Source organism: Nonomuraea helvata, from assembly GCF_039535785.1.
Lineage (GTDB): Bacteria > Actinomycetota > Actinomycetes > Streptosporangiales > Streptosporangiaceae > Nonomuraea > Nonomuraea helvata.
On sequence record NZ_BAAAXV010000001.1, the window covers coordinates 910017 to 935864 of the forward strand.

Annotated in this window: 30 protein-coding genes, 1 tRNA gene and 1 pseudogene; 13 read left to right on the plus strand and 19 right to left on the minus strand. The window is 69.5% G+C overall.

The window, feature by feature from the left end:
• Window positions 1-10: 10 nt before the first annotated feature.
• Window positions 11-367, minus strand: a complete 357-nt coding sequence (locus ABD830_RS04090; RefSeq protein WP_344987619.1) for an STAS domain-containing protein — start codon at window positions 365-367, stop codon at window positions 11-13.
• 175 nt (window positions 368-542) lie between these two features.
• Between ABD830_RS04090 and ABD830_RS04095 the strand changes: the two genes are divergently transcribed.
• Window positions 543-1313 carry a SigB/SigF/SigG family RNA polymerase sigma factor gene (locus tag ABD830_RS04095; RefSeq protein ID WP_344984968.1) on the plus strand — a complete coding sequence of 257 codons (771 nt, stop codon included), beginning with the start codon at window positions 543-545 and terminating at the stop codon, window positions 1311-1313.
• 16 nt (window positions 1314-1329) lie between these two features.
• On the plus strand, window positions 1330-1746 hold the full coding sequence (locus ABD830_RS04100; protein ID WP_344984969.1) for an ATP-binding protein: 417 nt from the start codon (window positions 1330-1332) through the stop codon (window positions 1744-1746).
• A gap of 127 nt (window positions 1747-1873) precedes the next feature.
• On the opposite strand, the gene ABD830_RS04105 is transcribed toward ABD830_RS04100, so the two are convergent.
• The 4 genes from ABD830_RS04105 to ABD830_RS04120 all read right to left on the minus strand — a co-directional run bounded on the left by ABD830_RS04105 (window position 1874) and on the right by ABD830_RS04120 (window position 3760).
• Window positions 1874-2071: a hypothetical protein gene (locus ABD830_RS04105; RefSeq protein WP_344984970.1), complete on the minus strand. Its 198-nt coding sequence runs from the start codon at window positions 2069-2071 to the stop codon at window positions 1874-1876.
• 6 nt (window positions 2072-2077) lie between these two features.
• Complete coding sequence (locus ABD830_RS04110; protein WP_344984971.1) at window positions 2078-2710, minus strand: hypothetical protein; 633 nt, start codon at window positions 2708-2710, stop codon at window positions 2078-2080.
• An 8-nt stretch (window positions 2711-2718) separates the two neighbouring features.
• Entirely contained in the window at window positions 2719-3264 is a 546-nt protein-coding gene (locus ABD830_RS04115; protein WP_344984972.1) for a hypothetical protein, read from the minus strand.
• A 70-nt stretch (window positions 3265-3334) separates the two neighbouring features.
• On the minus strand, window positions 3335-3760 hold the full coding sequence (locus ABD830_RS04120; protein ID WP_344984974.1) for a helix-turn-helix domain-containing protein: 426 nt from the start codon (window positions 3758-3760) through the stop codon (window positions 3335-3337).
• 95 nt (window positions 3761-3855) lie between these two features.
• On the opposite strand from ABD830_RS04120, the gene ABD830_RS04125 reads away from it, so the two are divergent.
• A tRNA-Pro gene (locus ABD830_RS04125) sits at window positions 3856-3929 on the plus strand.
• 299 nt (window positions 3930-4228) lie between these two features.
• Here ABD830_RS04125 and ABD830_RS04130 read toward each other — a convergent pair.
• Entirely contained in the window at window positions 4229-5161 is a 933-nt protein-coding gene (locus tag ABD830_RS04130; RefSeq protein ID WP_344984975.1) for an AraC family transcriptional regulator, read from the minus strand.
• A gap of 116 nt (window positions 5162-5277) precedes the next feature.
• On the opposite strand from ABD830_RS04130, the gene ABD830_RS04135 reads away from it, so the two are divergent.
• The 5 genes from ABD830_RS04135 (at window position 5278) to ABD830_RS04155 (ending at window position 8649) form a co-directional block, all read left to right on the plus strand.
• Entirely contained in the window at window positions 5278-6105 is an 828-nt protein-coding gene (locus ABD830_RS04135; protein WP_344984976.1) for an NmrA family NAD(P)-binding protein, read from the plus strand.
• 10 nt (window positions 6106-6115) lie between these two features.
• Entirely contained in the window at window positions 6116-6511 is a 396-nt protein-coding gene (locus ABD830_RS04140; RefSeq protein WP_344984977.1) for a VOC family protein, read from the plus strand.
• 382 nt (window positions 6512-6893) lie between these two features.
• Window positions 6894-7250, plus strand: a complete 357-nt coding sequence (locus ABD830_RS04145; RefSeq protein ID WP_344984978.1) for a zinc-binding dehydrogenase — start codon at window positions 6894-6896, stop codon at window positions 7248-7250.
• Window positions 7251-7473: 223 nt separating this feature from the next.
• Entirely contained in the window at window positions 7474-7938 is a 465-nt protein-coding gene (locus tag ABD830_RS04150) for a cupin domain-containing protein (RefSeq protein ID WP_344984979.1), read from the plus strand.
• Between the two features lie 120 nt (window positions 7939-8058).
• On the plus strand, window positions 8059-8649 hold the full coding sequence (locus ABD830_RS04155; RefSeq protein WP_344984980.1) for an HD domain-containing protein: 591 nt from the start codon (window positions 8059-8061) through the stop codon (window positions 8647-8649).
• A 123-nt stretch (window positions 8650-8772) separates the two neighbouring features.
• Here the strand turns inward: ABD830_RS04155 and ABD830_RS04160 are convergent, their stop codons facing one another.
• Window positions 8773-9159 (minus strand): DUF4267 domain-containing protein, encoded by a 387-nt coding sequence (locus tag ABD830_RS04160; RefSeq protein ID WP_344984981.1) that lies wholly within the window; start codon window positions 9157-9159, stop codon window positions 8773-8775.
• Between the two features lie 358 nt (window positions 9160-9517).
• Here ABD830_RS04160 and ABD830_RS04165 point away from each other — a divergent pair.
• Window positions 9518-9872 (plus strand): annotated as a pseudogene (locus ABD830_RS04165) (transposase); the annotation flags it as partial.
• Between the two features lie 99 nt (window positions 9873-9971).
• Here the strand turns inward: ABD830_RS04165 and ABD830_RS04170 are convergent.
• Both ABD830_RS04170 and ABD830_RS04175 read right to left on the minus strand, forming a co-directional pair.
• Window positions 9972-10661, minus strand: coding sequence for a hypothetical protein (locus ABD830_RS04170; protein WP_344984982.1), 690 nt, complete (start codon window positions 10659-10661; stop codon window positions 9972-9974).
• A gap of 440 nt (window positions 10662-11101) precedes the next feature.
• The gene (locus ABD830_RS04175; protein ID WP_344984983.1) at window positions 11102-11839 is read right to left on the minus strand and encodes a phosphotransferase family protein; all 738 of its coding nucleotides are present in this window, start codon (window positions 11837-11839) and stop codon (window positions 11102-11104) included.
• A gap of 192 nt (window positions 11840-12031) precedes the next feature.
• On the opposite strand from ABD830_RS04175, the gene ABD830_RS04180 reads away from it, so the two are divergent.
• The gene (locus ABD830_RS04180; RefSeq protein WP_344984984.1) at window positions 12032-12952 is read left to right on the plus strand and encodes an NADP-dependent oxidoreductase; all 921 of its coding nucleotides are present in this window, start codon (window positions 12032-12034) and stop codon (window positions 12950-12952) included.
• 32 nt (window positions 12953-12984) lie between these two features.
• Here the strand turns inward: ABD830_RS04180 and ABD830_RS04185 are convergent, their stop codons facing one another.
• Window positions 12985-13731, minus strand: coding sequence for a lysophospholipid acyltransferase family protein (locus ABD830_RS04185; protein ID WP_344984985.1), 747 nt, complete (start codon window positions 13729-13731; stop codon window positions 12985-12987).
• A gap of 18 nt (window positions 13732-13749) precedes the next feature.
• Entirely contained in the window at window positions 13750-14916 is a 1167-nt protein-coding gene (locus tag ABD830_RS04190) for a cytochrome P450 (RefSeq protein ID WP_344984986.1), read from the minus strand.
• 54 nt (window positions 14917-14970) lie between these two features.
• Between ABD830_RS04190 and dhaK the strand changes: the two genes are divergently transcribed.
• From dhaK to ABD830_RS04205, 3 genes are read left to right on the plus strand one after another with little or no spacing between them, the layout of a single operon-like run.
• Entirely contained in the window at window positions 14971-15951 is a 981-nt protein-coding gene (dhaK, locus tag ABD830_RS04195; protein ID WP_344984987.1) for a dihydroxyacetone kinase subunit DhaK, read from the plus strand.
• Entirely contained in the window at window positions 15951-16568 is a 618-nt protein-coding gene (gene dhaL, locus ABD830_RS04200) for a dihydroxyacetone kinase subunit DhaL (protein ID WP_344984988.1), read from the plus strand. The genes dhaK and dhaL overlap by 1 nt, the downstream gene beginning before the upstream one ends.
• A 58-nt stretch (window positions 16569-16626) precedes the next feature.
• Window positions 16627-17001 carry a PTS-dependent dihydroxyacetone kinase phosphotransferase subunit DhaM gene (locus ABD830_RS04205; RefSeq protein WP_344984989.1) on the plus strand — a complete coding sequence of 125 codons (375 nt, stop codon included), beginning with the start codon at window positions 16627-16629 and terminating at the stop codon, window positions 16999-17001.
• A 65-nt stretch (window positions 17002-17066) separates the two neighbouring features.
• Here the strand turns inward: ABD830_RS04205 and ABD830_RS04210 are convergent, their stop codons facing one another.
• Genes ABD830_RS04210 through ABD830_RS04245 form a run of 8 tightly spaced genes read right to left on the minus strand, consistent with a single transcriptional unit; the run spans window position 17067 to window position 25548 of the window.
• Window positions 17067-18710, minus strand: coding sequence for a thiamine pyrophosphate-binding protein (locus ABD830_RS04210; RefSeq protein WP_344984990.1), 1644 nt, complete (start codon window positions 18708-18710; stop codon window positions 17067-17069).
• Window positions 18707-19480: a cyclase family protein gene (locus ABD830_RS04215; protein ID WP_344984991.1), complete on the minus strand. Its 774-nt coding sequence runs from the start codon at window positions 19478-19480 to the stop codon at window positions 18707-18709. Before ABD830_RS04215 ends, ABD830_RS04210 begins: the two co-directional genes overlap by 4 nt.
• 47 nt (window positions 19481-19527) lie before the next feature.
• Window positions 19528-20340, minus strand: a complete 813-nt coding sequence (locus ABD830_RS04220; RefSeq protein ID WP_344984992.1) for a carbohydrate ABC transporter permease — start codon at window positions 20338-20340, stop codon at window positions 19528-19530.
• The gene (locus ABD830_RS04225; RefSeq protein WP_344984993.1) at window positions 20337-21236 is read right to left on the minus strand and encodes a carbohydrate ABC transporter permease; all 900 of its coding nucleotides are present in this window, start codon (window positions 21234-21236) and stop codon (window positions 20337-20339) included. Before ABD830_RS04225 ends, ABD830_RS04220 begins: the two co-directional genes overlap by 4 nt.
• Window positions 21233-22498 (minus strand): ABC transporter substrate-binding protein, encoded by a 1266-nt coding sequence (locus ABD830_RS04230; RefSeq protein ID WP_344984995.1) that lies wholly within the window; start codon window positions 22496-22498, stop codon window positions 21233-21235. Before ABD830_RS04230 ends, ABD830_RS04225 begins: the two co-directional genes overlap by 4 nt.
• On the minus strand, window positions 22495-23784 hold the full coding sequence (gene melA / locus ABD830_RS04235; protein ID WP_344984996.1) for an alpha-glucosidase/alpha-galactosidase: 1290 nt from the start codon (window positions 23782-23784) through the stop codon (window positions 22495-22497). Before melA ends, ABD830_RS04230 begins: the two co-directional genes overlap by 4 nt.
• Window positions 23781-24695, minus strand: a complete 915-nt coding sequence (locus ABD830_RS04240; protein ID WP_344984997.1) for a carbohydrate kinase family protein — start codon at window positions 24693-24695, stop codon at window positions 23781-23783. Before ABD830_RS04240 ends, melA begins: the two co-directional genes overlap by 4 nt.
• Window positions 24685-25548 carry an endo alpha-1,4 polygalactosaminidase gene (locus ABD830_RS04245; protein WP_344984998.1) on the minus strand — a complete coding sequence of 288 codons (864 nt, stop codon included), beginning with the start codon at window positions 25546-25548 and terminating at the stop codon, window positions 24685-24687. Before ABD830_RS04245 ends, ABD830_RS04240 begins: the two co-directional genes overlap by 11 nt.
• Window positions 25549-25848: the final 300 nt, after the last annotated feature.

Consider the following 25848-nt stretch of genomic DNA (forward strand, 5'->3'; position numbering starts at 1 on the left):
TTGGGCGGGGTCAGCCGATGGCCGCCAGCGCGTCGTCGAGCGTGTCGTAGAGCGGCAGGCGCTGTGCCAGGCCCGTGATCCACATCACCCTGGACTTGGAGTATTCAACCCCGATGAGCGCGAACCGGGCGCCCGAGGCGAGGCTCGTCTGCCAGTGGTGGACGATGAGCCCGAGCGCCCGCGAGTCCATGAACGTCACGCCGGCCAGGTCAAGAATCAGGTCTGCCCCGGCCATGGACAGGTAATCGGCGAACTGCTCGCGGGTCGTGGCGTCGAGCACGCCGTCGACACGGATCACGGTGATCTCGTCCACCGTCGACGACGTCAGGCTCAGGGCGGCCGTGTGCCCCTCGCCGTTATCCGGCATTGTCACGGGGCAACCCTACTGTCACCGAACATGGGAGGAATACTTCCGGCGATCCGGGGGACACTTGTTGCGGAGTCCAGCAGCGGGCTTTCGTCTCGAGAGTAGAGCGAGGCGTGCCTCTGCATGGGCTTTTTTGCTTGGGGAGGCCGCCTGCGATCCATATGGAGGAGCAGCGATGGCTGTGCAGGAATACGTCCTCGAAGAGATGACAGCCGAAGAACTCCTGGCCGACATGGTCAGGGAAGACACCCCCGACAGCCTCAGGGAGCGCCTGCGCGAGCGCATCGTCGAGATGCACCGGCCACTCGCCATGGAGATCGCCCGGCGATACCGCTACCGCGGCGAGCCGTTGGAGGATCTCCTCCAAGCCGCGTATGTTGGCCTGATGAAAGCCGTCAACGGCTTCGATCCCACCCTCGGGCACGCGTTCAGGGGCTACGCCGTCGTGACGATGACCGGCGAGGTCAAGCGCCACTTCCGGGACCGCACGTGGGCGATCCGGGTGCCACGCCTCTACCAGGAGCGCCGCTCGGAGCTCAACCGGCTGGTCGCCGACCTCAGCCAGGACCTCGGCAGGTCGCCCACCGTGGCCGAGCTGGCCGCCAAGATGAACATCAGCGAAGAGGACGTCCTGCTGACGCTCGACGCCTCCGCCGCGTACAGCACCCTGTCGCTCGACGCGCCGCTCGGCACCGACGACGACGCCGCCTCGCTCGGCGACGTCATCCCCGAGGTCGACGACACGCTGAGCACCATGGTCGACAGGGAGGCCGTCAAGCCGCTCATCGACGCGCTCCCCTCCCGGGAGAAGCACATCCTGCTGCTACGGTTCTTCGGCAACATGACGCAGGCCGAGATCGCGGCCGAGTTCGGGATCTCCCAGATGCACGTCTCACGTATCCTCCGCAAGGTCCTCGACCAGCTGCGCAGCGAGCTGGTCGGCTGAGAAGAGAGTCTGCCGGGTGAACGAGGACACAGAGCCTCAGTCGGGCTACACGAGCCCGCCGCCCGGCGCGCCCGTGAAAGAGCTGCCCTTCGGGCTGCCGGACCTGCCACAGGTCCGGCAGTTCGCCGAGGAGGAGGCCCGCTGCGCCGGCATGCCGGAGGAGGCGGTCGGAGACTTCGTCATCGCGGTCAACGAGGTGGCGACCAACGCCGTCACTCACGGGGCGGACCGGGCTCTGCTGCGTACCTGGCTGGTCAACGGCGACCTGGTCGTGGAGGTGCACGACGACGGCATGTGGAAACCGGGGCCTCTGCCGGGGGCCGTGGGGGGAATGGGGCTCTGGGTGGCCCGTCTGCTGGCGTCCGATCTGACGCTGCGGGTCGGGAACGACGACGGCAGCACCGTCACCATGCGCTTCCCCGGCAAGGAGTGACGCTCAGCCTGCACCTTTTCGCTGCCCGGCCTTTGCCTTTCGGCTTCGCGGGAGACCGCATCACCTGCGACCTCCCGCTCCCGTCCGACCTGTCTGGAGTTATCAGGCTATTGGCTGACTCGTCCGCTTACCGGCGGGCTCGTCCGCGCCAGTTCCCGTATCCGCTGCGGATGCTGGCCGTACCGACGCCTGCCTGATGCAGGGCCAGCAGCGTCAGACCCAGCAGCGCGAACGTCATGCCGGAGAACCCGCCGGGAATCCTCACGTTGACCAGGTCGAGCAGGAATCCCAGTCCGAAGATGATCGCTGCGACTACCGCGAGCATGTCATGTCACCTCCTCCCGGAAAGGGTGAGCAGGCTCTCCAGGACGCTCCTGTACTCGCGCAGCGCCAGGCGTAGCTGCTCGGTGTCGGTGGAGTCGGCGTCCTTCCAGCGGTCACGCAGGGAGTCCGTACGACTGGTGAGGCTGTTGGTGAGGGCCTCCACCACCTCGCCGACCAGGCCGTCGGCACGCCGCACGGCCTCGCCGGGATCGTCGACGAACGCCGTCTGCAGCTCGCGCCAGCGGGCCTGCACCTGGTCGGGGTCCTGGTCGAACAGGACGACCTCCTCGGGGGCGGCGGCGTGCGCGGGGGCTTCCCCGGCCGCCACCGGGTCCGCGTCCGGCATATCGCCGCTGCCGGTTCCCGCGTACGGCTCGCGGTACGGGACGTCGCGCTCGTCCTCGGGGGCGGTCACGGCACCGGGCCCGGCCGCCGCATACTCGTCATCGTCGGCACGCGGATCACGCGCCACCAGCTTGTCATCGTCGGCGCGTGAACCGGCCGCCTCCAACTCGTCGTCGGCCGCGACACGGGGAGTGTCATCGCCGGCGAGAGAGCGCTCGTCGTCCTTCGAACGATCGTGGGGATAATCGTGGCGCGTGTGCTCCTCGCCACCACTGCTGGGAATGGGGGTGCTCATGATCTTCTTCACCGTCCTCGCGCGGTCTCATGCAGCAACTCCTCGAACAGCGCGCGGTAGTGCACCATGGCCTGCCGCAGCTCCTCCGTCGAGGCCTCCTTCCTGGCCGCCCGCCCGCTGACCTCGTGAGCCGTCCTGTAGTGGTCGAGGGTGGCCGCGTGTCCCACCGACAGGGTGGACAGCCGCTCCTCGAAGTCCTGCGTCGGGTAACCCCGTTCCGCCATGACGGACGTGACCAGCTGATCGGCCTCGGTCACCGCGAACCCGGGGGCGTCCACGAAGCGCTCCTGCACCTCGGTCCACCGGTTCGCGTAGGTCTCGCGGGACTCCTCCGTGAGGGGGCGGATGTCGAGCTCGGCATGCCGACGCTCCCTGTCGAGCAGCTCCTCCTCGGCCTCGCGGCGGTTGTCGTGCTCCGCGATCGTGCGCTCGTACTCCGGGCCGAACTGTTCACGGAGGTGGCTGCGCCGCTGCTGCTGCCGCAGCACGAGATATGCGACTGCGGCGAGCGCCACCACCGCGACCACGACGGCCACCCAGATTGAGGTGGTCATGATCTTCGCCTCCGGTCTCTGTGTTGAGACCAGCGACTGCCCTCGAACAGGCATGTCGAAACTTGCCGCCTCAGCGGGTTTCGAGTGCCTTCCTCGCCGCGGCCAGCACCGCCGCAACATGTGAGCCGCCTGGTGGAGCGGGGACCTCACTGAACCCTTCAGTCGCGTCGTACCGCACGTCGAGCCCCGCGTCCACGAGCCGCTGAGCCCACCGCAGAGCCGTGTTCAACCGCTCGTCCGCGGGCGGCTTCCCCTGCGCGGCCGCCGACAGGTTACGCAGATTGGTGGCGGGCCCGGACTGGGCATGCACGCGGGCCAGCTTCCACGGCACGGCGCGGCTGTGGTCGAGCATCGGCTTGGCCAGCCCGGCGGCCCGCTTGGCCTGCAGCACCCCGGACTCGCTCACCCCGAAGTGCGCGGCCAGCTCCTGCACGCTCATCCCCTCGGCAACCAGCCTGGCCAGCTCCCGCCGATCGATGCTCGGCTTCCGCCCCACCCGACCTCCGCTCCCCAGCTCTTCCGTGTACGCGTGTACCTCCGATGTGCGCTAAGGTTATGACGTCCCGCTCCGAAGGGAGCGACGGACACGACCGGGACGTAGCGCAGCTTGGTAGCGCACTTGACTGGGGGTCAAGGGGTCGCAGGTTCAAATCCTGTCGTCCCGACTTGCTAGAAACCGCAGGTTAGAGGCCGTTTCTGAGAAATCAGAAACGGCCTCTTCGCGTACTTCTGGGTTTGCCTGCCGAAGGGCTAATCGCCGAGCGCTACGGCCTGTTCACGATCATTCTGCTCAGTGAGAGCGTCCTGGCTGCGAGCCGAGGCGCTGGAACGGGCGAGATCAGGGCCCCTTCATCGTCGCCGGAGTATCCCCCAGCGCCCGCAGAGCGCCACACGGCCTGGATCCACATCACGGAAACGGAGCCATCGAACAAAGGGCACTCAACTTGGAGGAGTGTGATTCGGGTCAAACTCCCTGGTGTGTATGTCCGCGCCGGTAGCCGCCCGGTGGGACGCCGAACTCGCGCTTGAACGCCTTGCCGAACGCGAACTCGGAGGTGTAGCCGACGCACTCGGCCACGGCCCGGAGTGGGATGTCCGACTCGCGAAGCATGCGGCCCGCGCTGGTCATTCGCCACCAGGTCAGGTAGGCCATCGGCGGTAGTCCCACCAGCGCGGTGAAACGCTGGGCGAACACCGACCGGGACAGGCCGCCGCGCGCCGCCAGTTGCTCGACCGTCCAGGGATGCGCGGGACGGGCATGAATGTCGTGCAGGGCCTGGCCGATCGCCGTGTCGGCGAGCGCCCCCGCCCACCCGGACGGGGCCGCGTCGCTCCGCTCGTCCAGCCAGGCCCGCAGGATGTAGAGAAGCATCGCGTCGACCAGCGGGGGCACGATGCCGTCCCTGCCCGGACGTCGCAGGTCGAGTTCGGTGGCGAGCAGGTCGACCAGATGCCCAAGCTCGGCGCGTCTGGCCGGCCGGGCGGGCAGGTGGACGAGCTCGGGCAGTTCCCGCATCAGCGGATGCGACCGCGTCCGATCGAGCTGGTAGGCGCCGCAGAGAAGGATCGCCTCCGCGCCCGGCCCGTCCACGCGCACATGACCGATGGGCGACGACGGGTCCTCGCGTTCCGGAGCGAAGTCGATCAATGGCGTCTCCGGGGTGTCGGCCAGGCCGTGCTCGCTCCCCTCCCGGAGGAAGACGACGTCCCCCGGCCCCAGTCCGACCGGGTCTCCGCCGTCGGCGGGCAGCAGCCAGCAGGCGCCTTGGAGCACGACGTGAAAGGTCGTCCCGGTCACCGCTGGGAACCGCAGCCCCCACGGTGCCCGCACGCTCGTGCGCACCGAACGGGTCCGCCCAGTGCGCAGCGCGCCCAGCGCGTCCGAAAGCACGTCCATACCCGTACTCTACCTCCGGATATCGCGGATGATGAGACATGAATTCCGGACTTTCGAGCATTCATCATCCGGCCAGTCAGTCGTATCTTCGAGTCATCGGACAAAGGAGAAAGACAATGACCGTTCTGGTGATCGGAGCGACCGGGAAGACCGGCAGACCGGTGGTCGAGGCACTCACGGCGCGCGGCGTCAAGACGCGTGCGGCGAGCCGCAACCCCGGTGCGAACGGGGTCACGTTCGACTGGGCCAACCGCGATACCTGGGCGCCTGCGCTCGAAGGCGTCGAGGGGCTGTACCTGGTCCCGCCATACGCGGTGCCCGACGGGGCCGGGCTCGTTCGCGACCTGCTCGCCGCCGCGCACGACGCCCGCCGGGTGGTGCTGTTGTCGCTGCTGGGCGTTGACCTGCTGCCGGATGTGATCCCGATGGCCGTGTGGGAGGACGAAGTGCGTTCCTCGCGCAAGGAGTGGACCATCCTACGGCCGAACTGGTTCCAGCAGAACTTCGGCGAAGGCTTCGCCCCGGCCCTGCATGAGGGCGGAGTGCTGGAACTCCCCGCCGCCGACGCCGCCGTGGCGTTCGTCGACACCCGCGACATCGCCGACGTCGCCGCTGCCGCGCTCACCGAACAGGGCCATGCCCGAAACGTGTACGTTCTGACCGGTCCCCGCGCCCTGTCTCACGCGGAAGCCCTTCGAGTCCTGGGCGAGGCGGTGGACCGGAAGCTGACCTACACCGCGCTGGAGCCCGGCGCGTTCGCCGACGGCATGCGGAAGGCCGGTGCCGACGACCGTTCGGTGACGTGGCAGCGAGGTCTGTTCGCGCTCATCCGCGATGGTGAGAACGCGGTCGTGACCGACACGGTGGAACGTGTCACGGGCCACCCCGCACGCCCCCTTGAGTCCTACGCCCAGGAGAATGCCTCCATCTGGCGCGATCAATAAGGAGACCACCATGGCCAGCGGCATCTATCCGATCATCGGCTACCAGGACGCTCCCGCCATGATCGAGTGGCTCACCCGTGTCTTCGGATTCCGGCGGCACACCGTGATCGAGGGGGAGAACGGTCTGATCGCGCACGCCGAGCTCACCCTCGGTCCCGACGCGATCGTCATGCTCGGCTCGATCCAGAACGACACGTTCGGCCTGCGCGTTCCACGCGAGATCGGCGCGATGACGGGCGGCGTCTACGTCGCAGTCGGCGACGCGCGGACGCACTACGAGCACGCCAGGTCCGAGGGCGCCGAGATCATTCAGGAGCTCACCGACAACGGCTTCGGCCTCCGCTACACCGCGCTCGACCCCGAAGGCCAGCTTTGGGGGTTCGGCGACTACCGCCCGGCGCCGTAAGTACCTGTGTCACAACCAATGAGTTGTCGTGATCATTCGGTCGGCCAGCCGAAGGTTTTTCGCTGCGCGTTGTCTGGCTGTGCCAAGGATGATGACCCGCGCCCCCGACGGACGCGAATGTCGGGGGCGGAGTCCCTCGTGGGTTCGAAGATGAGGGAGGGCTGGGGCGATCTGCGCGGTGGGTAGCCCGGACCCTCAGCAGTAGCTCAGCGTGCTCGAGCCTCGATCAGATTACGGAGCCGCTGGGTCCCAGGTCGGCCTGGTACGGCGGCAGGCCACCGACTGTACCCTGCGCCCGTCGTCCCCTGCACTGCGCGCCGGAGCGCTGGTGTCGGACGCGCCGGCCCACCGATTACTTCGGCAAACAGCACTCGGCCTCGGCGTGGATGCCTTCTTGGACCTGCAGGCCGATCGCCTTGAAGATGCCGGTCAGGTCGACGTGGTGTTCGACGTGATCGGCGGTGACATCCTGGACCGCTCGGCCGCGCTGGTCCGCGCCGGCGGCACGCTCGTCACCATCGTCTCGCCGCCCACGGTCCGGCCCCGTGACGGGCAGGCGATCTTCTTCGTCGTCGAGTCCGATCGTGCCCGGCTCGCGGACCTGGCACAGCGGGTCCGGGACGGACGGCTCCGCCCGATCGTCGGAGCCGCACGGACGCTCGCCGAGGCGCCCTCCGCGTTCGCGCCCGCCCGGCGCACCCCCGGCAAGACGATCACCCGCGTCGCGGAAGGCTGGTAGCCGGCAGGCCGGCTCAGTCGTCGGCGACGTCGTGTCGGCTCGGCGGCACTTGAGCAGACCATCACCAAGGCTTGAGTTCGCCCGTGGTCAAGCGCGGAAATGCCTTCCTCCTGACCGAGACCCGTCCCCAGGTGAATCACTTCGGCTGTGCGGGGACGTAATCCGGGACCCCTCGCGATCACCCGGTGCGCCTGAAAGGTGCGAGCAGGATAGGAGAGCTGTCATGACCAGCGTACGGTTTGCCAGTGGCCTGCTGGCTGCCGGCATGGTGGCCGCGTCCGTCGCATGCGCGCCCACAGCACAGCGTGCGATCGGCCAGGTGCCGGTGGCCGCCACGGTTTCGCAGCCACCGTCCGAGACGCTGTCGACTCTCTTGGAACAGGCTCTTCCCAATGTCAAGGGCAAGACGTTCACCTCGATGATCGTGAGCTTCCCGCCCGCCGCCCGCGCGGCGCCGCATCGGCATGGCAAGGCTTTCGTCTACGCGTACGTGCTCGAGGGCACTGTGCGCAGCCAACTCAGTGGACAGTCAGTGCGTACGTACCACCAAGGCGAGAACTGGGTCGAGCCGCCGGGCGCCCACCATGTGCTCACGGAGAACACCAGCCGGACGCAACCGGCGAAGCTGCTGGTCATCTTCGTCTCCAACACCGGAGACAAGCTCAAGGTCGATGATCCGCCAAGGTAGGGCTGTCGGCTGGGCGCAACGGCGTGGATTTGATCAGCGCGACCCCCGCATCGGATACCACCGTCGGCATGCGGCCAAGGTCGGACGTCGAGACCTCACGACCAGATGAAAGCCGAAACCATGTTTCCGGAGACTCCCGCCGCCGCGGCGGCGCTGTCGGTGGCCACCCGTTTCTACTCGCCCGCCCTGTTCAACCACTGCGTCCGCTCCTACCTGTGGGGAACGGCGTACGGCACAGCGCACGGGATCGCCTTCGATGACGAGCTTTACTACGTTGCGGCGCTGCTCCACGACATGGGGCTGACGGAGGCTTTCGACAGCCATAGGTTGCCGTTCGAGGCGGCGGGAGGGCAGCTGGCCTGGGTCTTCGGCGTGGCGGCCGGCTGGCCCGCGGAGCGGGCCGCCAGGGTCACTGAGATCATCACGCTGCACATGCGCGACGACGTGTCCCCGGACACCGACCCCGAGTCCCACGTACTGCAGGTCGCCACAAGCTGGGAGGTGGTCGGACGGCGGGCGGAGGAGTTCTCGCCGGACGCCAGGGCGGAGATGCTCGCCCGCTATCCTCGGCTGGGATTCGGCGCGGAGTTCCTGGCGTGCTTCGAGGACCAGGCGAAGCGCAAGCCGGACAGCGCCGCCGCCGCATCGGTCAGGAACGACGTCGCAGGGCGGATCGCCGCCAACCCTCTCGAAGACCGCCCACCCGCGTGACCTCCAAGGCCGCGAACTTCGCCGGTCAGCACTCGGCAGGTCCGCCGAGGCCCGAGGCTGCACACCGCCTTCCTGACCATCGCGAGCTCGGCGCGGCGCGTGGGTGACCCCGTCCGGTCCTGGCTAGGGCTGCTTCTCGGTCAGCAGCAGTACCGCGCCGATCAGCATGACCACGGCGGCGCTGACATGGATGGTGAGGGCCTGCACGAGCGTGCCGCCGTGGGTGACCACCGCGTACGCGTCACCGAGCGGCATCAACGTCGCGATCAAGATGGCGATGCCCAGCGTGCGACGGTGGCCCCGCAGGAGAAGTGTCAGAGCGGTGAGTGCCACCGTCAGGTCACGGACGCCTTTGACGATGAAGTAGCCCTCGGCACCGCCCTCGGGCCACGGGGTGATGCCGAAGCCTGAGGCGGCACCGGGCCCGTTGAACAGGAAGTTGAGTCCGAAGATGAATGGGGCCAGCACGACGAGGAGGGCCATTGCGGTGCCGATGCGCCTTCTGAGCATGAGGGTGCCTCCCAAGAGGGTTAGCATTGCTAGATACACGAGCGACACTATCGCTCTTGCTGGTCATTGTCTAGCGTCGCTAGAATCGCTATCGCGGCTATAACGAGCGGCAGGAACAGGAGCGGGTCGCGCGCCGCCGGCTGATCGTCGACGCCGCTCCTGAGTCGGCCGAGGTGGAGGGCTGAGACCGGCTCGCGTCGGTGGGCATGGAGGGCATCGACAGCTCCAGGTGCGGGCCTGACCGCGCTACCTGCACCCCTAGCAGGCTAAGGTGGTCGAGGCAGTTGGCGACGCCCCGGCTGGACTGCATGGGCAGTTGAGCCGGCCCGGGCGTGCTGTGGGCAGTAGCACTGAGACCGCCGCCCAACTGCTGGTCACCGCTGGGCACAATCCGACCGGCTGCACAACGAGGCGGCCTTCGCCCACATGTACGGCGTCGCACCGATCCCAGCCTCCAGCGGCCAGACCCGCCTCTTCCGCCTGAACCGGGCTGGCGACCGCGACGCCAACCGCGCCCTTACGTGATCGCCCTCAAACGCCTGGCCCATGACGAACGCACTCGCGCTTACGCCGCCCGTCGCACCAGCGACGGCTTGTCGAAGAAAGACATCCTGCGCTGCCTCAAGCGTTACATCGCCCGCGACTTCTATCGCATCCTCACCCGCGGCAACGCACCCGCAACCAAGCCCACCACCGGCTCTTTCAGGACATGAGAGCTTCCTCTTTGCCCCTACGCATGCCATGGCCATCCCGCAACGGGCGCTATCCGTCACGACTGAAGACTCCAGGCATTCAACCTGGGCGACTTCTGTCTATTCGTTACCTCTCAAATATACTTTGACATTGAACCGCAGTTCGTCCCTTGCGGCAGATTGGATGCTCATTGCCGCGATGCGGCCGGTGTTGGTGATCATGCACAAGGTCTTGGCGCGCTGCAACAAGGTGTACTCAAAGCTTGAAGTTCGGTAGCCCTGGAGATGGAAGCAGGTGTTGTAGTCGGCAGCGTCGTTCGACGTCGCCCATCGAGCGCCATAGTTAGGCTCGATCATCCCCTCATTATTATATCCAGGCCTGCCCAGATAGATATCGTATCCACTGCCCTCCCACCGCGGATTGTCAGAGGGGACGTCAAGGTCCGCTGCATTACCCGCAACAAGCAATAACGACCCCTCATGACGGATGCCGGGCTCGGTCGGGCTGGGATTTACCGACCCGCTATCATCGGTGGAGGGCGACGAGCGGGTGGCACCAGACGATCGCTGACTGCCGGGCGAGCTCCCTACGCTATCTCCGCCGGCGCCCTGGCTTGTTGTGGCCAACCTGTCTGGTGGCTTTGGACTGAAGATCTCGCTGCCCACCGCCCCGAGGATGACCGCCAATACCAGGAGAGCAGCACCGCCCGAGATCCAATACGGTCGGGCTGGAGTATCAGGAATCGCTGGTATGGCGACGACCACAGCCGCGATGGCAGCAATGAGCGCTGCCCACTCAGCAAAACTCATTCATACATCGTCTCAGTAAGTCTAGATCGTTCTTGATGCCGTTGCCGAATTGTGCCCATGGTGGTGGAGTCCGGCTTATCCATGGCGCAGGTGTGGCGACTTCCACATCTGACTCGGTCCGCTGGTGCAGCCTCCCCATGACCCTCGTCGCTCAACGCGCCCTCAACCTCAAACGTTCACGATCTTGAGCGGTGGACGACCGATATATCGCCGATCTTCATGGCGGTACTGACGGGGGACCGCAGAGATCACCAATGGTCTGACCTGGTCAGTTGGTTCTTGCCTTGGATCATTCGAGTCGTGCGCCGGCTTCCGATGTCGCCGACCGGCTGGCTGGGGCCTTCGAAGATCATCTCACTCCATCGGTCCGGAAGACGCGCCTCAGGAGAGAGCCCGCTCGATGCGGCAGAACGGCACTCGTGGCCGTCGGGCGTGCAGCCTCACATCCGGGATCTCAGCACGTCGACCTCGCAGCCTGGCGAGAACGCGTCGAAGCCGTGCTCGACCAGCCAGCGGATCGCCAGCAGGCTTCGCAGCGACCACCACGCGCGGATCACGTCGACGTCGACGTCCATGCCGTAGCCGGCGAGGACGTCGCCAAGGCGCTCCTCGTGGCCGAGCGTCAAGATGGCGAGGTCGAACATGGCATCGCCCTGGCTCGCCTCGGACCAGTCGATCACACCGGTGACCTCGTCACCGTCGACGAACACATGGGTGATCTGCAGGTCGCCGTGCGTGAACACCGGTGTCCACGGCCGGAGCGCAGCCTCGGCAACCCGGCGGTTGCGCGTGACCAGGTCGGCGGGAAGGACGCCGTTCGTGACGAGCCACGCGCATTCGCCGTCGAGGCGCGATGCGATCTCGTCGAGGCTCCGACCGGGCCATGGCGGCAGTGGCGCGTTGTGCAGCGTCCGTGCGGCGGCACCCGCCGCGGCCCACGCCGCCGACGACGCGGTCGACGGCTCGCCGAGGCGGCCAAGTGCCGTGCCTGGGAGGGCCGCGAGCGCGAGCACGGGCGGCTTCCGCCACAGGACCTCCGGAGTCGGGATCGGCGCCATAGCCATCGCCTCGACCTCGACGTCGGTGTTCGTCTGATCAGCGTCGATCTTCAGGAACACGTCACCGACGCGCAAGGTGGCGCGCTCGTTATGGGCGACGACGACCTCAACCTCTTCCACGTCGGCCATTGTCGTGGGGTGGTCACCGGCATCGCCACGGGTTTATCGCGTGCGACTGCACGTTCGTCAGGCGCATCCTGGCACTGTCGATACTAGGGAGACCGCTCCGCTCCTCAGCCATCGAAGCCGCAGGCATGGTGGGGGTGTGGCCGTCCAAGGCCCATCCGAACGAGGAAGAGCGGTGATCACGCGATGAAGGCGGTCCGGTTCCACGAGTACGGCGGGATCGATGTCCTACGGGTGGAGGAGGTGGAACGTCCGGCGCCGGGCCCCGGGCAGGTGCTGGTCGAGGTCCGCGCGGCCGGGATCCAGCCCGGCGAGGTGATGATCCGGGAGGGCGCGCGGCATGACCGCTGGCCGGCGACGTTCCCCTCCGGGCAGGGCAGCGATCTGGCCGGCGTCGTGGTGGAGGTCGGTCCGCAGGTGCGCGGCTTCTCGGTGGGCGACGAGGTGCTCGGTTTCACCCACAACAGGGCGAGCCACGCGGAGTTCGTCGTGGTCGACGACGTGAATCTGATCTCGCGTCCGGAGGGGCTGTCCTGGGACGTGGCCGGGTCGTTGTACGTGGCCGGCACGACCGCGTACGCCACCGTGTTCGCGGTCGACCCCGGTCCGGCGGACACTGTCGTCGTATCCGGTGCGGCGGGCGGCGTGGGGTCCCTCGCCGTGCAACTCGCGCGGCGGTGCGGCGCCACGGTGATCGGGCTGGCCAGCGAGCCGAACCACGCCTGGTTGAAGGATCGCGGCGTTGTCCCGGTCGAGTACGGCGAGGGTGTGGCCGAGCGGATCCGGCAGGCCGGCGGCGGGGACGTCGACGCGTTCATCGACACGTTCGGCGACGGCTACGTGGAGCTGGCAGCAGTGGAGCTGGGCGTGCGGCCCGAGCGGATCGACACGATCCGCGACTGGCAGGCCGCGGCCAAGTTCGGTGCGCGGACCTACGGAGAAGGCGCGGCGGCGTGCGCGGTCGTTCTCGGGCAGCTGGCCCGGCTCGCCGCACGCGGGGAGCTCGAGGTGCCGATCGCCCGCACCTACCCGCTGGAGCAGGTGCGGGACGCCTTCCGCGAGCTGGAGCAGGGGCACACCCACGGCAAGATCGTGCTCCGGCCCTAGGCCTGTACGGAGTTGAGCTCGCCTCCGCCGTGTCACTCCTTCTTGGCGCGGGCCTCCGCCTCGGCCGCGTCCATGGCCGCCGCCTCCTCCGGTGTCGGGGCGGTGCCGCCGAGGTGGGCGGGCTGCCACCAGACGCCCGGCGGGATCTCCGGGTAGGTGCGCTGCGCCCGGTCCACCAGCCCCGACAGCCGCGTGTGCAGGTCGGCCGCGTGGTCGTTGACGTTCTCGCCGCGCTTGGGGTGCATGGGCTCCCCCACCAGGATGGTGAGCGGAATGTGCCGTTGCATGAGGTTGCGCGGCCGGCCCTTGGTCCACATGCGCTGGCCGCCCCAGAGCGCGACCGGGATGACGGGCGTGTTCGTGGCCTGGGCCATGCGGATGGCGCCGCTCTTGATCTCCTTGACGGTGAAGGACCGGCTGATGGTGGCCTCCGCGAAGACGCCCACGACCTCCCCCGCCTTGAGCATGCGCAGGGCCGTGGCGTACGAGCCCGCACCCGCGCCGCGGTCGACGGGGATGTGGTGCATGCCGCGCATCAGCGGCCCCGAGATCCGGTGGTCGAACACGTCCTGCTTGGCCATGAACCGCACCAGCCGGCGAGAGGGCAGGGCGGCGAACCCGGCGAAGATGAAGTCGAGGTAGCTGATGTGGTTGCTCACCAGCACCGCTCCCCCGGTCCTCGGCACGTGCTCCGTACCCTCCATGTGGAAGCGGACGTCGAGCACGCGAAACAGGGTCCGCGCAGCGGCGATCACCGGCGGGTACACGATCTCAGCCATGACAGGAAGGTAGCCTACTCAGGCAGGTGTCACGGCCGTCGGGAGCCTGATCACGCCCCTGACGTTGCCGTGCGAGGTGCGCCGGATGCCGTCCTGGTCGATCTCGTACGAAGGGGAGACGGCCTTCGTCAGCTCCTCCAGCGCCACCCTCGCCTCGAGCCTGGCCAGCGGGCCGCCGAGGCAGTAGTGGCGGCCGACGCCGAAGCTGATGGCCTTCGAGGTATCCCTGCGCAGATCGTAGACGTCGGGATCAGGGAAGACCGACTCGTCCCGGTTGGCCGAGCCGATCAGGACCCACACCTTGGCATCGGCGGGGACGAGGACGCCGTACCACTCGGTGGGCTCGGTGAGGCGGCGGGCGAGGCCGTGCGCGGGAGTGTCGTAGCGCAACGACTCCTCCGCCCACTCTCTGATGGCCCCACCGAAGGCGACAGCGCGCTGGTCAGGGTTGCGCCACGCCCAGTACCAGGCAGCGCTGAGCAGGTGGGTGGTGGTCTCCGAGCCCGCCCCGACCAGCAGGAACAGGAACGCCACGATCTCCTCGACGCTCAGCCCGCCGTCGGCGACGAGCGCCGAGACGAGGTCGTCGCGGGGGGTGGCCCGGCGGTCGGCGACGATCGAGGCGTAGTAGTCGCCGAGGGACAGGACGGTCCTGATTCCCTCCTCCGCCATCTTCCCGTCCGGGTCGGAGTGGACCAGCGCGTCGGACCGGTGGCGTACGTCGGCCCGGTGTGACGGCGGCACGCCCAGAAGCTCGGAGATCACGTCGAGGGGCAGCTTGGCCGCGAAGTCGCGGGCGAAGTCGAACGTCCCGCGCTCGAGACCCTCCGCGATGTAGCCGCGGGCGATCTGCCGGATCATGGGCTCGAGCGCGGCCACCCGGCGCGGGGTGAAGGCCCGCGAGACGATGGCCCGCATGCGGGTGTGCTCCGGCGGGTCCATGGCCACGAACGACAGGTACGTACTGGCCTGCGGCCCCCACGCGCCCGGGTCGAGCATCGGGCCGTGGTCGCTGGACAGCAGGGCGCTGTCGCCGAGCGCGGCGGACACGTCAGCGTGCCGCGACAGGGCCCAGAAGCCGAGTTCGGCGTTGTGATAGATCGGCGCCTGCTCGCGCAACCGGGCGTAGACGGGGTACGGGTCGCCGTTGACTGCCGGATCATAGGGGTTGTAGACGACATCCACCCCGACCACGCTACGACGCTTGCGCCCTCGTGAAAATGGGCAGATCTTCTGACCATGAAGAAGCTCATCAACACGGCCGACTCCGTCGTTGACGACGCACTGAACGGCATGGCCGCGGCCCATCCCTCGCTGCGGGTGCGCGACCGGGTGGTCTACCGGGCCGAGGGCCCCCGGGCCGGGAAGGTCGGCCTGGTCTCGGGCGGGGGCTCGGGGCACGAGCCGCTGCACGCCGGTTTCGTCGGGTACGGCATGCTCGACGCCGCCTGCCCGGGTGAGATCTTCACCTCGCCGGTCCCCGACCAGATCATCGACGCGACCCGGGCGGTCGACGGCGGCGCGGGGGTCCTGCACATCGTCAAGAACTACACCGGAGACGTGCTGAACTTCGAGATGGCCGCCGAGCTCGTCGAGGACGTCGAGGTGGTGAGCGTGCTGGTCGACGACGACGTGGCCGTGCAGGACTCCCTCTACACGGCGGGCCGCCGCGGCACCGGGGCGACGGTGTTCGTGGAGAAGATGGCGGGCGCGCTGGCCGAGCAGGGCGCGCCGCTGGCCCAGGTCGCGCTGGTGGCGGGCGAGGTCGACGAGCGCAGCAGGTCGTTCGGCATCGCGCTGACGTCGTGCACGACGCCGCACGCGGGCAAGCCGACGTTCGACCTGCCGGAGACGGACGTGGAGCTGGGCATCGGCATCCACGGCGAGCCGGGCCGGGCCCGGGTGCCGATGGTGTCGGCGCGCGAGCTGGCGGGGATCGCCATGGAGGCGATCCACGGCGACCTGCCGCTCCGCGGCGACCTGCTGGTCATGGTGAACGGCATGGGCTCGACCCCCCTCATGGAGCTGTACGTGGTCTTCGCGGAGGTGGCGGCGTTCGTCAAGGGCAAGGGAGCCCGGGTGACGCGCTCGCTGGTGGGCAACTACGTGACGAGCCTGGACATGCAGGGCTTCTCCGTATCGATCTGCCTGCTCGACGACACCCTGACCCGCCTGTGGGACGCGCCGGTCGAGACGCCGGGGCTGCGCTGGGGGCGCTGATGAACGCCGACGTGTTCGTGGCCTGGTTCGAGGAGGCGGCCAGGCTGGTCCGCAGGGACCGCGAGCGGCTCACGCAGCTGGACGCGGCGATCGGCGACGCCGACCACGGCACGAACCTCGACCGCGGCCTCACCGAGGTCCGCGCCGCGCTGGCCGGGTCGCCGCCCGAGACTCCGGCGCAGGTGCTGGCCCTGGCGGGCGCGACGCTGATCCGCCGTATCGGGGGCGCTTCCGGTCCGCTGTACGGGTCGGTGTTCCGGCAGATGGGCAAGTCGCTGGAGTCGCCGGTGACGCTGGCCGGGTTCGCGGCGGCCTTCGAGTCCGGGGTGGTGGCGCTCGAACGGCTGGGCAAGGCCGCGCTGGGCGACAAGACCATGGTGGACGCGCTGGCTCCGGCCTCGCGGGCGCTCGCCCTGGCCGTACGCGACGGGGTGGGCGTGCGGGAGGCGTTCGAGCAGGCGGCCAAGGCGGCCGAGGAGGGCGCGAAGGCCACGATCCCGATGCAGGCGCGTAAGGGGCGGGCCAGCTACCTGGGCGAGCGCAGCATCGGGCACGAGGATCCGGGGGCGGCGTCGGCGGCCCTGTTCATGGCGGCCCTGGCCGCCGTGGTGACGTGATGGAGGCCCCTCTCGAGGCCCCTGTCGAGGCTGGGCTTGTCGAGGCTGGAGGCGGGTGATGGTGGGCTTGGTGCTCGTGGCGCACAGTGCCGGGCTGGCGGCCGAGGCGGCGGCGCTGGCGCGCGGCATCGCCGGTGCGGACACGCCGGTGGCGGCCGCCGGCGGCACCGAGGACGGCGGGCTCGGCACGAGCGTGGACCTCATCGAGGCGGCGCTGCGCAGCGTCGACCAGGGGGACGGCGTGGTGCTGATCCCCGATCTGGGCAGCTCGGTGCTGACCGCCCGCCTGCTGGAGGAGGACGGGCGGGTGGTGGTGGCGGACGTGCCGTTCGTGGAGGGGGCCATCGCGGCGGCGGTGGCGGCGGGCGCGGGCGTGCCGCTCTCCGACGTGCTGGAGGCGGCCGAGGAGGCCCGCGCCTACCGCAAGCTGTGACCCCACCCCTGGACGGCTCCATGTCCGGCGCGAGCTCCTGAACTGCCCTGGAGCGGCGCCTGAGGTCAGTGGCCCTTGAAGGCCTCCTCGAGCCACCAGGAGCCGTGCTCCCCCGTGACCTTGGCGTGCACCATGAGCGGCCGGTCGCGCGGCCCGTTCAGCCATGCGGCCACGCCCGCCAGGTCGGACGGCTCGGTGACCGTCACGGCGGCGAGGCCGTGGCCCCGGGCGATGGCGGCGAGGTCGGCGGGCGGGAACGTGACCGTGCCGAGCGGGTGCCCGTGCGGCCCGAAATGGTGGACTTCCGCCCCGTACGCCTCGTCGTCGTAGACCACGATCACCATCGGGAGGCCGACCCGGACGACGGTCTCGAGCTCCGCGATGCCCATGAGGGCGCCGCCGTCGCCGAGCGCGGCCACCGGCAGCCGGTCCGGCCGGGCCAGCGCGGCGCCGATCGCCGTCGCCAGCCCCAGCCCGATCGACTGGAACGCCTGGGTGAAGCAGAACCCACCCTCATCCGGGACATCCATCCACATCGACGGATATCCCATGAAATTTCCGGAATCTATGGCGACGATGCGCTCCCGCGGCAGGAGGTCGTCCAGCCCGATGGTGAGTGTCCTGGGGTCGATCCGCCCGCCGCCGCTCTCGTCCTCGTACGGCACGTCCCGCCAGCGCCCCTCGGCCCGGACGCGCCGCGCGATCTCGTCCGACCGGTACCCCCGGCGCGGGGTGAGACGGGCGGCCAGCGCCTCGGCGACGGCGGCCACGTCGCCCTGCACGCCCAGGTCGGCGGGCACATGGGCGTTGAAGGCCGCCGGGTCGAGATCCACCTTGACCACCGTGGCGCCGGGCCCGATCAGCGTGCCGTGGCGGGTGGTCCACATGTTCAGGGCGCATCCCCAGGCGACGACCAGGTCGGCGTCGCGGATCAGCTCGGCGGCGAGAGGCGTCGCGAAGCCGCCGCTCACGTCGAGGTCCCACGGGCTGCCGCGGAACAGGCCCTTCGCGACCGCCGAGGTGGCCAGCAGCGCGCCCGCGCGGCCCGCGAGCTCCTCCAGCTCCCGCCGCGCGTGCCGGGCGCCGCGCCCGGCGATGAACACCGGCCGCCGGGCCTCGCCGAGCAGCCGCGCCAGCTCCGCCGGCCCGCCCTCACCGGCCGACGCCGGAGCGCCTTCGGGCGAGGGCACGGTGCCGGTCGCTCCAGGAAGACGCGACGACGCGTCGAAGGGGGCGGCCTGGACGTCGAGGGGGAGGTTCAGCAGGACCGTACGCCGCTCCTCCACGGCCACCCGGTACGCCTCCGCCGCCCGCGACACCGCCTCCCCCGGCGAGGCGACCCGCATCGGCACCGCCCCCACCGCCGTGGCCAGCGCCGCCTGGTCGATGTGGAAGTTGGACTGCACCTCCGTGGCCTCTCCGGCGAGCACGATCAGCGGCGTGCGGCTCTTGGCGGCCTCGGTGAGCCCGGTCAGGGCATTGGTGAGCCCCGGCCCCTGGTGCACCGACACGACGCCGACCCGGCCGCTCATGCGCGCGTACGCGTCGGCCATCGTGGCGGCCCCGCCCTCGTGGCGGGCGGCGACATAGCGCACGCCGCCGGCCACGAGGGCGTTGGTGACGTGGAAGTTGCCGCTGCCGACCACCCCGAACGCGGTCTCGACGCCGCAGGCGGCCAGGGCCCGGCCCACGGCCTCCGCGACGATCAACGCTCGACCAGGGCCAGCACGCGTACGGGGCTGCCGGAGCCGCCCACGATGGGCAGCGGCGGAGCGACCACGACGGCGCCGGTCGCGGGGAGCAGGTCGAGGTTGCGCAGCTGGGTGAGGCCGTACTTGTCCGCCCCCAGCAGGTAGGAGTGGCACGGGAAGGCCGGGTCGAAGGAGTGGGCGGCGCCCGCGTCGGTGCCGACGGTCTCGACGCCGAGGCCGGCGATGGGCGTGGAGGTAGCCAGCCAGGAGGCGCACTCCACCGAGATGCCGGGCGTGTGGGGGCCGGTGGCGTCGGCGTTCAGGAAGGCGGCCTGGTCGCCGGACCTGGTGTCCCAGCCGGTCCGGTAGAGCAGCCAGCCGCCGTCGGGCAGCGGCCCGTTGGCGCGCTCCCACTCCTTGACGTGGTCGATCTGGAGGAGGAAGTCGGGGTCCTTGGCGGCCTCGGCGGAGAAGTCGAGCACGACGGCGGGCGCGATGAGGCGGCGCGCGGGGACCTGGGAGACGTCCTGGCCGTCGCGGCCGGTGACCCAGTGGATGGGGGCGTCGAAGTGGGTGCCGGTGTGCTCGCCGGTGTGGATGTCGTTCCAGTACCAGGCGGGGCCGCGGTCGTCGTACCGGCTGATCTCCTCCAGTCGGAACGGGATGGTGTTGCCGAACGGCTCGGGCAACTGGAGGACCGGCGTCTCGGACGAGAGGGGCGCGGTGAGGTCGATCACCTCGATCGCTCCGCTGCGCACACTGTCCACGAAACTCTGCAACACCGACATGGCGTCCTCCTTGCTGGGCTGGCTGTGCGCATCCTCCTATCCCGCGGTCAGCCCTTCAAGCCGCTGAAGCTCATCGTGGCCACGAAGTGACGCTGCGCCAGCACGAACGCGGCCACCAGCGGCAGCACGGCGACCACGTTCCCGGCCATCAGCGCCGACCACTCGGTGTGCCGGGCGCCGGCGAACGTGGCGAGCCCGAGCTGGAGCGTGTAGCGCGACTCGGAGGAGATCGCGATGAGCGGCCAGATGAGGTCGTTCCAGGCGCCGAGCAGCGTGAAGACCACCAGCGTGGCCAGCGCGGGCCGGGCCAGCGGGAGCACCACCCGGAAGAACACCCCCAGCCTGGAACAGCCGTCGATGACGGCGGCCTCCTCCAGCTCCTTGGGCAGCGACAGGAAGAACTGCCGCATGAGGAACACCCCGAACGCCGACGCCAGCCACGGCACGATGGCCGCGCCCAGCGTGTCGATCAATTCCATGTTCTTGAACAGCAGGAACGTCGGGATCATCAGCACCTGGGCGGGCACCATGATGGTCGCCATGACGGCGGCGAAGGCGAGCCCGCGGCCGCGGAACTCGATCCGGGCGAAGCCGTAGCCTGCCAGGGAGCAGAGCACCACGTGCCCGAGCACCGCCGATCCGGCCACGACGACCGTGTTGGCCAGCCAGAGCGGGTACTCGTCGTCGGTGAGGATGCGCTCGAACCCCGTCAGCGTGAAGTGCTCGGGCCAGAGCTTGGGCGGGTAGGTGTTGATGTCGGCGTCCGGCATGAAGGCGGTCAGCACCATCCACACCAGCGGCGCCACGAACAGCAGCGCGAGCGGCATCAGGAAGAGATGGGCGAGGCTGCGGCGCTTCATCGCGCACTCCTCCACAGGACGGCGCCCGACACGGCGAGCGTCACGAGGAACAGGACGTAGGCGATGGCCGTGCCGTAGCCGGAGTGGAAGAGCTGGAACGCCTGCCGGTAGAGGTAGAACACGATCGTCGTCGTGGAGTCGAGCGGCTGGCCCTTCGTGGTGGTGTAGACGAGGTCGAACAGCTGCAGCGCGGTGATCGTCTGCCAGATCACCAGGAAGACCGTGGCGGGCCGCAGCTGCGGCAGCACGACGTGGTGCAGGACGTGCCGCCCGGAGCCGCCGTCCACCCTGGCCGCCTCGATCAGCTCGCGCGGGATGTCCTGCAGGGCGGCCAGGTAGACCACGGCGGGCATGCCCACGCCGCCCCAGAGCGAGATCACGACCAGCGTGAGCATCGCCTGGCCGGGGTCCTGCAGGAACGCCATCGGGGGCAGCCCGAGCGCCTTCAGCCCGGCGTTGACGATGCCGGAGTCCGGGTCGAAGACGAAGTTCGCGAGGATGCCCGTGGCCGCGGCCGAGACGACGTACGGGACGAAGAAGCAGGTGCGGTAGAACCCGATGAGGCGGATCTTGAGGTTCAGCGCCAGAGCGAGCGCGAGGCCGAGCACCACCGAGCCGGGCACGAACAGCACGGTGTAGACGAGCGTGTGCCCGGCCGCGGCGGCCAGCGCGGCGTCGCCCAGCATGTCGCGGTAGTTCTGGAGCCCGACGTACTCGCCGCCGGTGAGCAGGTCGCCGTCGCGCAGCGAGAGCAGCAGCGCCCACACCGCGGGGAACAGGCTGAGCCCGACGATCACCAGCGTCGCGGGGAGCACGAATCCCCACCCGGTCAGCTGGGGCACCCACCGGCGCCGCCGCGCCTGATGCGTGCCCACCCGGGCCGCAAGAGCGGTCATCGCGAGCGCCCCAGCACCGTGTCGGCCTCGATGGCCGCCTTGGCGAGGGCATCCCGCGCGGGCGTGCCGCCGACCATGGCCTGGGCGATCGCGTCGCCCACCTTCTCGGAGAACTCCGGGTACGCGGGCAGGTGCGGCCTGGCCTGCTTGGCGTTGTCGAGGTTCGCGGTGAAGACGTCGATGTCGGGGAAGTCCTTGACGAACTTCTGGTACGCCGGCAGCGCGGTCGTAGCCCTGCGGATGGGCAGGTTGCCCAGGCCGAGCGACCACCGGGCGTCCTGCTCCGGCTTGGTGAGCCAGGCGAGGAAGTCGGCGGCGGCCTTGGCCCGGCGCGAACCGTTGTCGAACACGACCCAGTTGTCGGGACCCGCGACCGTCTCGTGGTTGCCGTTGTAGCCGGGCAGCACCTGCACGCCGTAGGGGATCTTGTGGTCGATGAAGTCCAGCAGCGCGTACGGCCCCGCGATGACCATCCCGATCTTGCCGCTCTGGAACAGCGGCAGGAACTTCTCCCCATTCTGATCGAGATATACGGACTTGTCCTGGCGAGCCATGGCGCTCCACAGGTCGAGCGCCTGCACCGCCTGCGGCGTGTTGAACGCCGACTTCTTGCCGTCCGGCGCCGCGATCGAGCCGCCCTGCTGCCAGATCATCGGCCAGAACCGCCACACGGTGTCCTCGGCCCCGGTCACGGGGTACGCGGTGCCGTACACGCCGCCGCCGGTCAGCTTCTTCGCCGCGGCGCGGAAGTCGTCCCAGGTCCAGTCCTTGGCGGGGTACGCCAGCCCGGCCGCGTCGAACAGCTTCTTGTTGTAGATCACGGCCAGGTTGTCGACCAGGGCCGGGACGCCGATGACCTTGCCGTCCACCTCCGACACGGCCCGCTCCGCCGGCCAGAAGTCGTCCCAGCCGAATCCGGGGGCCTTCACGGTGGCGGTCAGGTCGTACACCTTGGGGGTGCGCGCCAGGTGCGGCATCCACGTACCGTACATGTACGCGATGTCGGGCGCCTTGCCGCCGGCCAGGACCGCCTGGACCTTCTGCAGCATCTCGTCCACGTTCGTGGAGCCGACCGCGGGCGTGATCTTCACATCCGGGTGGGCCTTGCCGTATTCGGCGGCCAGCTCCTCGATGACCTTGGCCTGCAGCTCCGTCTGGCCGTGCCACCAGGTGATCTCGACCGGGCCGCCGGCCTCCTCGGACGAGGAGCCGCAGCCCGTCAGCAGCCCGGCGACCAGGACGAGCGCCGCCACGCCCCTCATGACCCACTCCTGAGGGACTCCGGCATCAGGTCGCCGTGGGCCTCGAGGAGCGCGCCGCACAGCGAGTCGATCTGCTCGACGGTGAGCGTGGCGGCCGTGTTCGGGTCCGCCATCATGGCGTGCCGCACGTGCTCGGGCCGCCCCTCGGTGACGGCGCGTACGGTCAGCTCGTTGACGTTGACGTACGCGCGGTTGAGCGCCGCGCACTGCGCGGGCAGGTCGCCGACGGCGACCGGGTGGACGCCGAGCGCGTCGGCCACGCACGGCACCTCCACCACACATCCGCCGGGCAGGTTCCCGACCAGTCCCCTGTTCTGGACGTTCCCGTAGACGACCCGGCTCGTGCCGGTGGCGATGCTGTGGATGATCTGCGGGGCGTACTCCATGGTCCCCTCCGCGGTGATCGGCCGGCCCGCTTTCAGCGCGTCGCGGGTGGCCTCGTACTGGCGCACGTTCTCCTCGCTGATGCCGAGGTACGCGCCCACGGGGATCCGCAGGCGCTCGACCTCGGTCTCGTCGTGCAGGTACCAGGGCACGTACTCGGCCGAGTGCTCGCTGGTCTCGGTCGGGTAGTAGCCGAGCCTGCGGTACATGTCCACGCGGACCCGGCGTAACAGGCCGGGGTCGCGGGCGATGGCCTCGTCCAGCCGCGGGTACAGGTCCTCTCCCCCGCTCTCGAACCGCAGCATCCACGACTGGTGGTTGACGCCCGCCGCCAGGTACGACACCTTCTCGTACGGCACCCCGACGAGCTCCGCCAGGTCGTGGGCGGTCCAGTAGATGGAGTGGCAGAGCCCCACCACGTTGCGCACGGGGGTGGCGGCGGCCAGGTACCACACGTTCATGGCCATCGGGTTGGTGTAGTTGAGCAGCCACGCGTCCGCGCACACCTCGGCCATGGCCCGGCCGATCCTGTCCAGCGCCGGGAAGGTGCGCAGGGCCCGGAAGATGCCGCCCACGCCGATGGTGTCGGCGATGGTCTGGCGCAGCCCGTACCGGGCGGGCAGCTCGAAGTCGACACGGGTGGCGTCGATCATGCCGACCTGGATCATGTTGATCGCGAAGTCGGCCCCTTCGAGCGCCTGCCGCAGGCCGAGGTGCGCGGAGATCTTGACGGGCCGCCCGGCGGCGATGAGGCGCGCGGCGGCCTCCGCGGTCTCGAGCCGCTCGGGGTGGATGTCGTGCAGCGCCACCTCGAACTCCCCCATGTCGGGGAGGGCGACCAGGTCCGCGAGCAGGCCCTGGGTGAACTCGACGCTTCCCGCGCCGAGAAAGACGATCTTCACAGCTCCTCCCAGGTGGGCTGGGCCGCGGTGCCGCCGGCGGCTCGGGTCGAAAGGGAACCGCAGCTCACGGCCGCCTCCAGGCATTTGCGCAGGCTCATCCCGCGCAGCATGGCGGCGATGAACCCGGCGTCGAAGCTGTCACCGGCGCCGACGGTGTCCACCGGCTCGACGGGCACGGCGGCGGCCCGGGCCAGCGCGCCCGACCGCCACACCAGCGCGCCGTCGCCGCCGTCCTTGACGGCCACGGCGGGCCCCAGCGCGCCCAGCCGCGCCGCGGTGGCCTCGAGGCTCTCCTGACCGGTGCCGAACAGCCGGCCGGCGACGGCGCGGGCCTCCGAGGCGTTCGGGAGGAAGACGTCCACCTCGCGCAGCACGTCCTCGAGCCCGTTCCACGTTCCGGCGGGGTCGTCGTTGGTGTCCAGCGAGGTGGTCGCGCCGCCCCGCCGTTCCTCCGCCAGGAAGCCCGGCAACCCGGACGCGAGCCCCGGTTGCAGGAAATATGACGACACGTGGACATGCCTGGCGACGCCGCGCGGCACGTCGTCCACCGTCAGGTACGGCAGGCAGCCCAGCGAGGTGAGGATGGCCCGGTCCGCCCCGTCGGCCAGCACCACGGTCATGGCCGTGGACCGGGAGTCGATCACGCAGTGGGAGACGTCCACCCCGCGGTCGGCCAGGGCGCCCAGCACGAAGCGCCCGGCCGCGTCGTCGCCCACGCGCCCGGCGAACGCGGTCCGCAGGCCCAGCCGGGCCGCCCCGCACGCGGTGATCGCGCCGGACCCGCCGAGCACCAGGTCGCCGCCGGAGACGAGCTGTTCACGCTGGCCGTACGCCAACCCGCGCGGCGCTCCGGAGAGCACCACGTCAGGGTTGGCGTCACCGACGACCAGCAGGTCGAAGTCATACCCCACGACAGGCCACGCGGTAGGCGTCGAGCTCGTACTTCTTCTTCAGCGAGTTGAAGTTCTGGGCGTTGGACTTGGCGCAGAACTTCGAGGTGGCCAGGTTGTACTCGACGTTGAACACGGCCTTGCCCGCCTTGACGAACTGGTCGTAGCCGTAGCCGCCGTTCTGGGCGGTGGTGCACTCGGACTGCTCCCAGCACTCCTCGTTCAGCGCCCAGTCGAAGTACGGCAGCAGCTGCGGGATCTGCTCCACGTCGTTCTTGAGCCCGACCGACATGCCCCGCTTGTGGGCCTCGTTGGCGAACCAGCCGTTGTAGGCGAGCTGGTCGGCCGCCTTGAGCGGGAAGCCGCTGTCGTTGCTGTAGCCGTCGATGTTGTCGGGCTCCACGGCGTCAAACCCGGCCGCCTTGCACATGTCGAGCCGGGCCTTCATGATCTCGCCGAGCTTGCCGGTGTACTTGCGGATGTCGAGCCAGCGCTCGCCCGGCCAGTCCTCCAGCGGCTTGCCGAGCACCTCGGCGGGGAACTGGCCGGCGTCCGGGCGCCAGTCCTCGTACGTGCCCGCGCTGATGTAGCAGACGACGCCGCGGCCCGGCTTGTCGACCTTGAGCGACTTGACGATCGCGCCGTCCTTGGCGGCGAAGCCGTCGATGTCGTACATCTGCACGTTCAGGTACGGCTTCTGCGGCAGGGAGGAGAGCTGCCACTGCCAGGACGTGTTCAGCGCGGGCTTCCAGCAGCCGGCGCAGGACACGGGAGCCGGCAGGGCGGCCGCAGATCGGGCGGCGGCGGACTGGGCGGGGACGAGCACGGTGGCGGCGGCGAGCGCGGCCAGGGAGACGAGCGCGGATGGTCGCATGTCACTCCTCGCGAACGATCATGGTTCGGGATTAGTGGCGATGCGCGCTGTTCCGCACTCTCCGCACCGCGTCCGTGCCAGGGACGCCGGAGTGGCGTGGTCCATAACCGCAGGACTCACGCCAGCACGCCGGAGCGTGTCTCCTTCCTCGTTTGCCGCACAGAATTGCGCATTCCTGCTCTCTTGTCCAGAGTTCAGCGCACAAAAGTGTAAGGGTATGAACCGTTCCTCATATTTGCTAGGAAACCCTCAAGTCCTGACATGATCCCTTGCCGGGCTTGCTGAGGGTTGGCGGCAGTC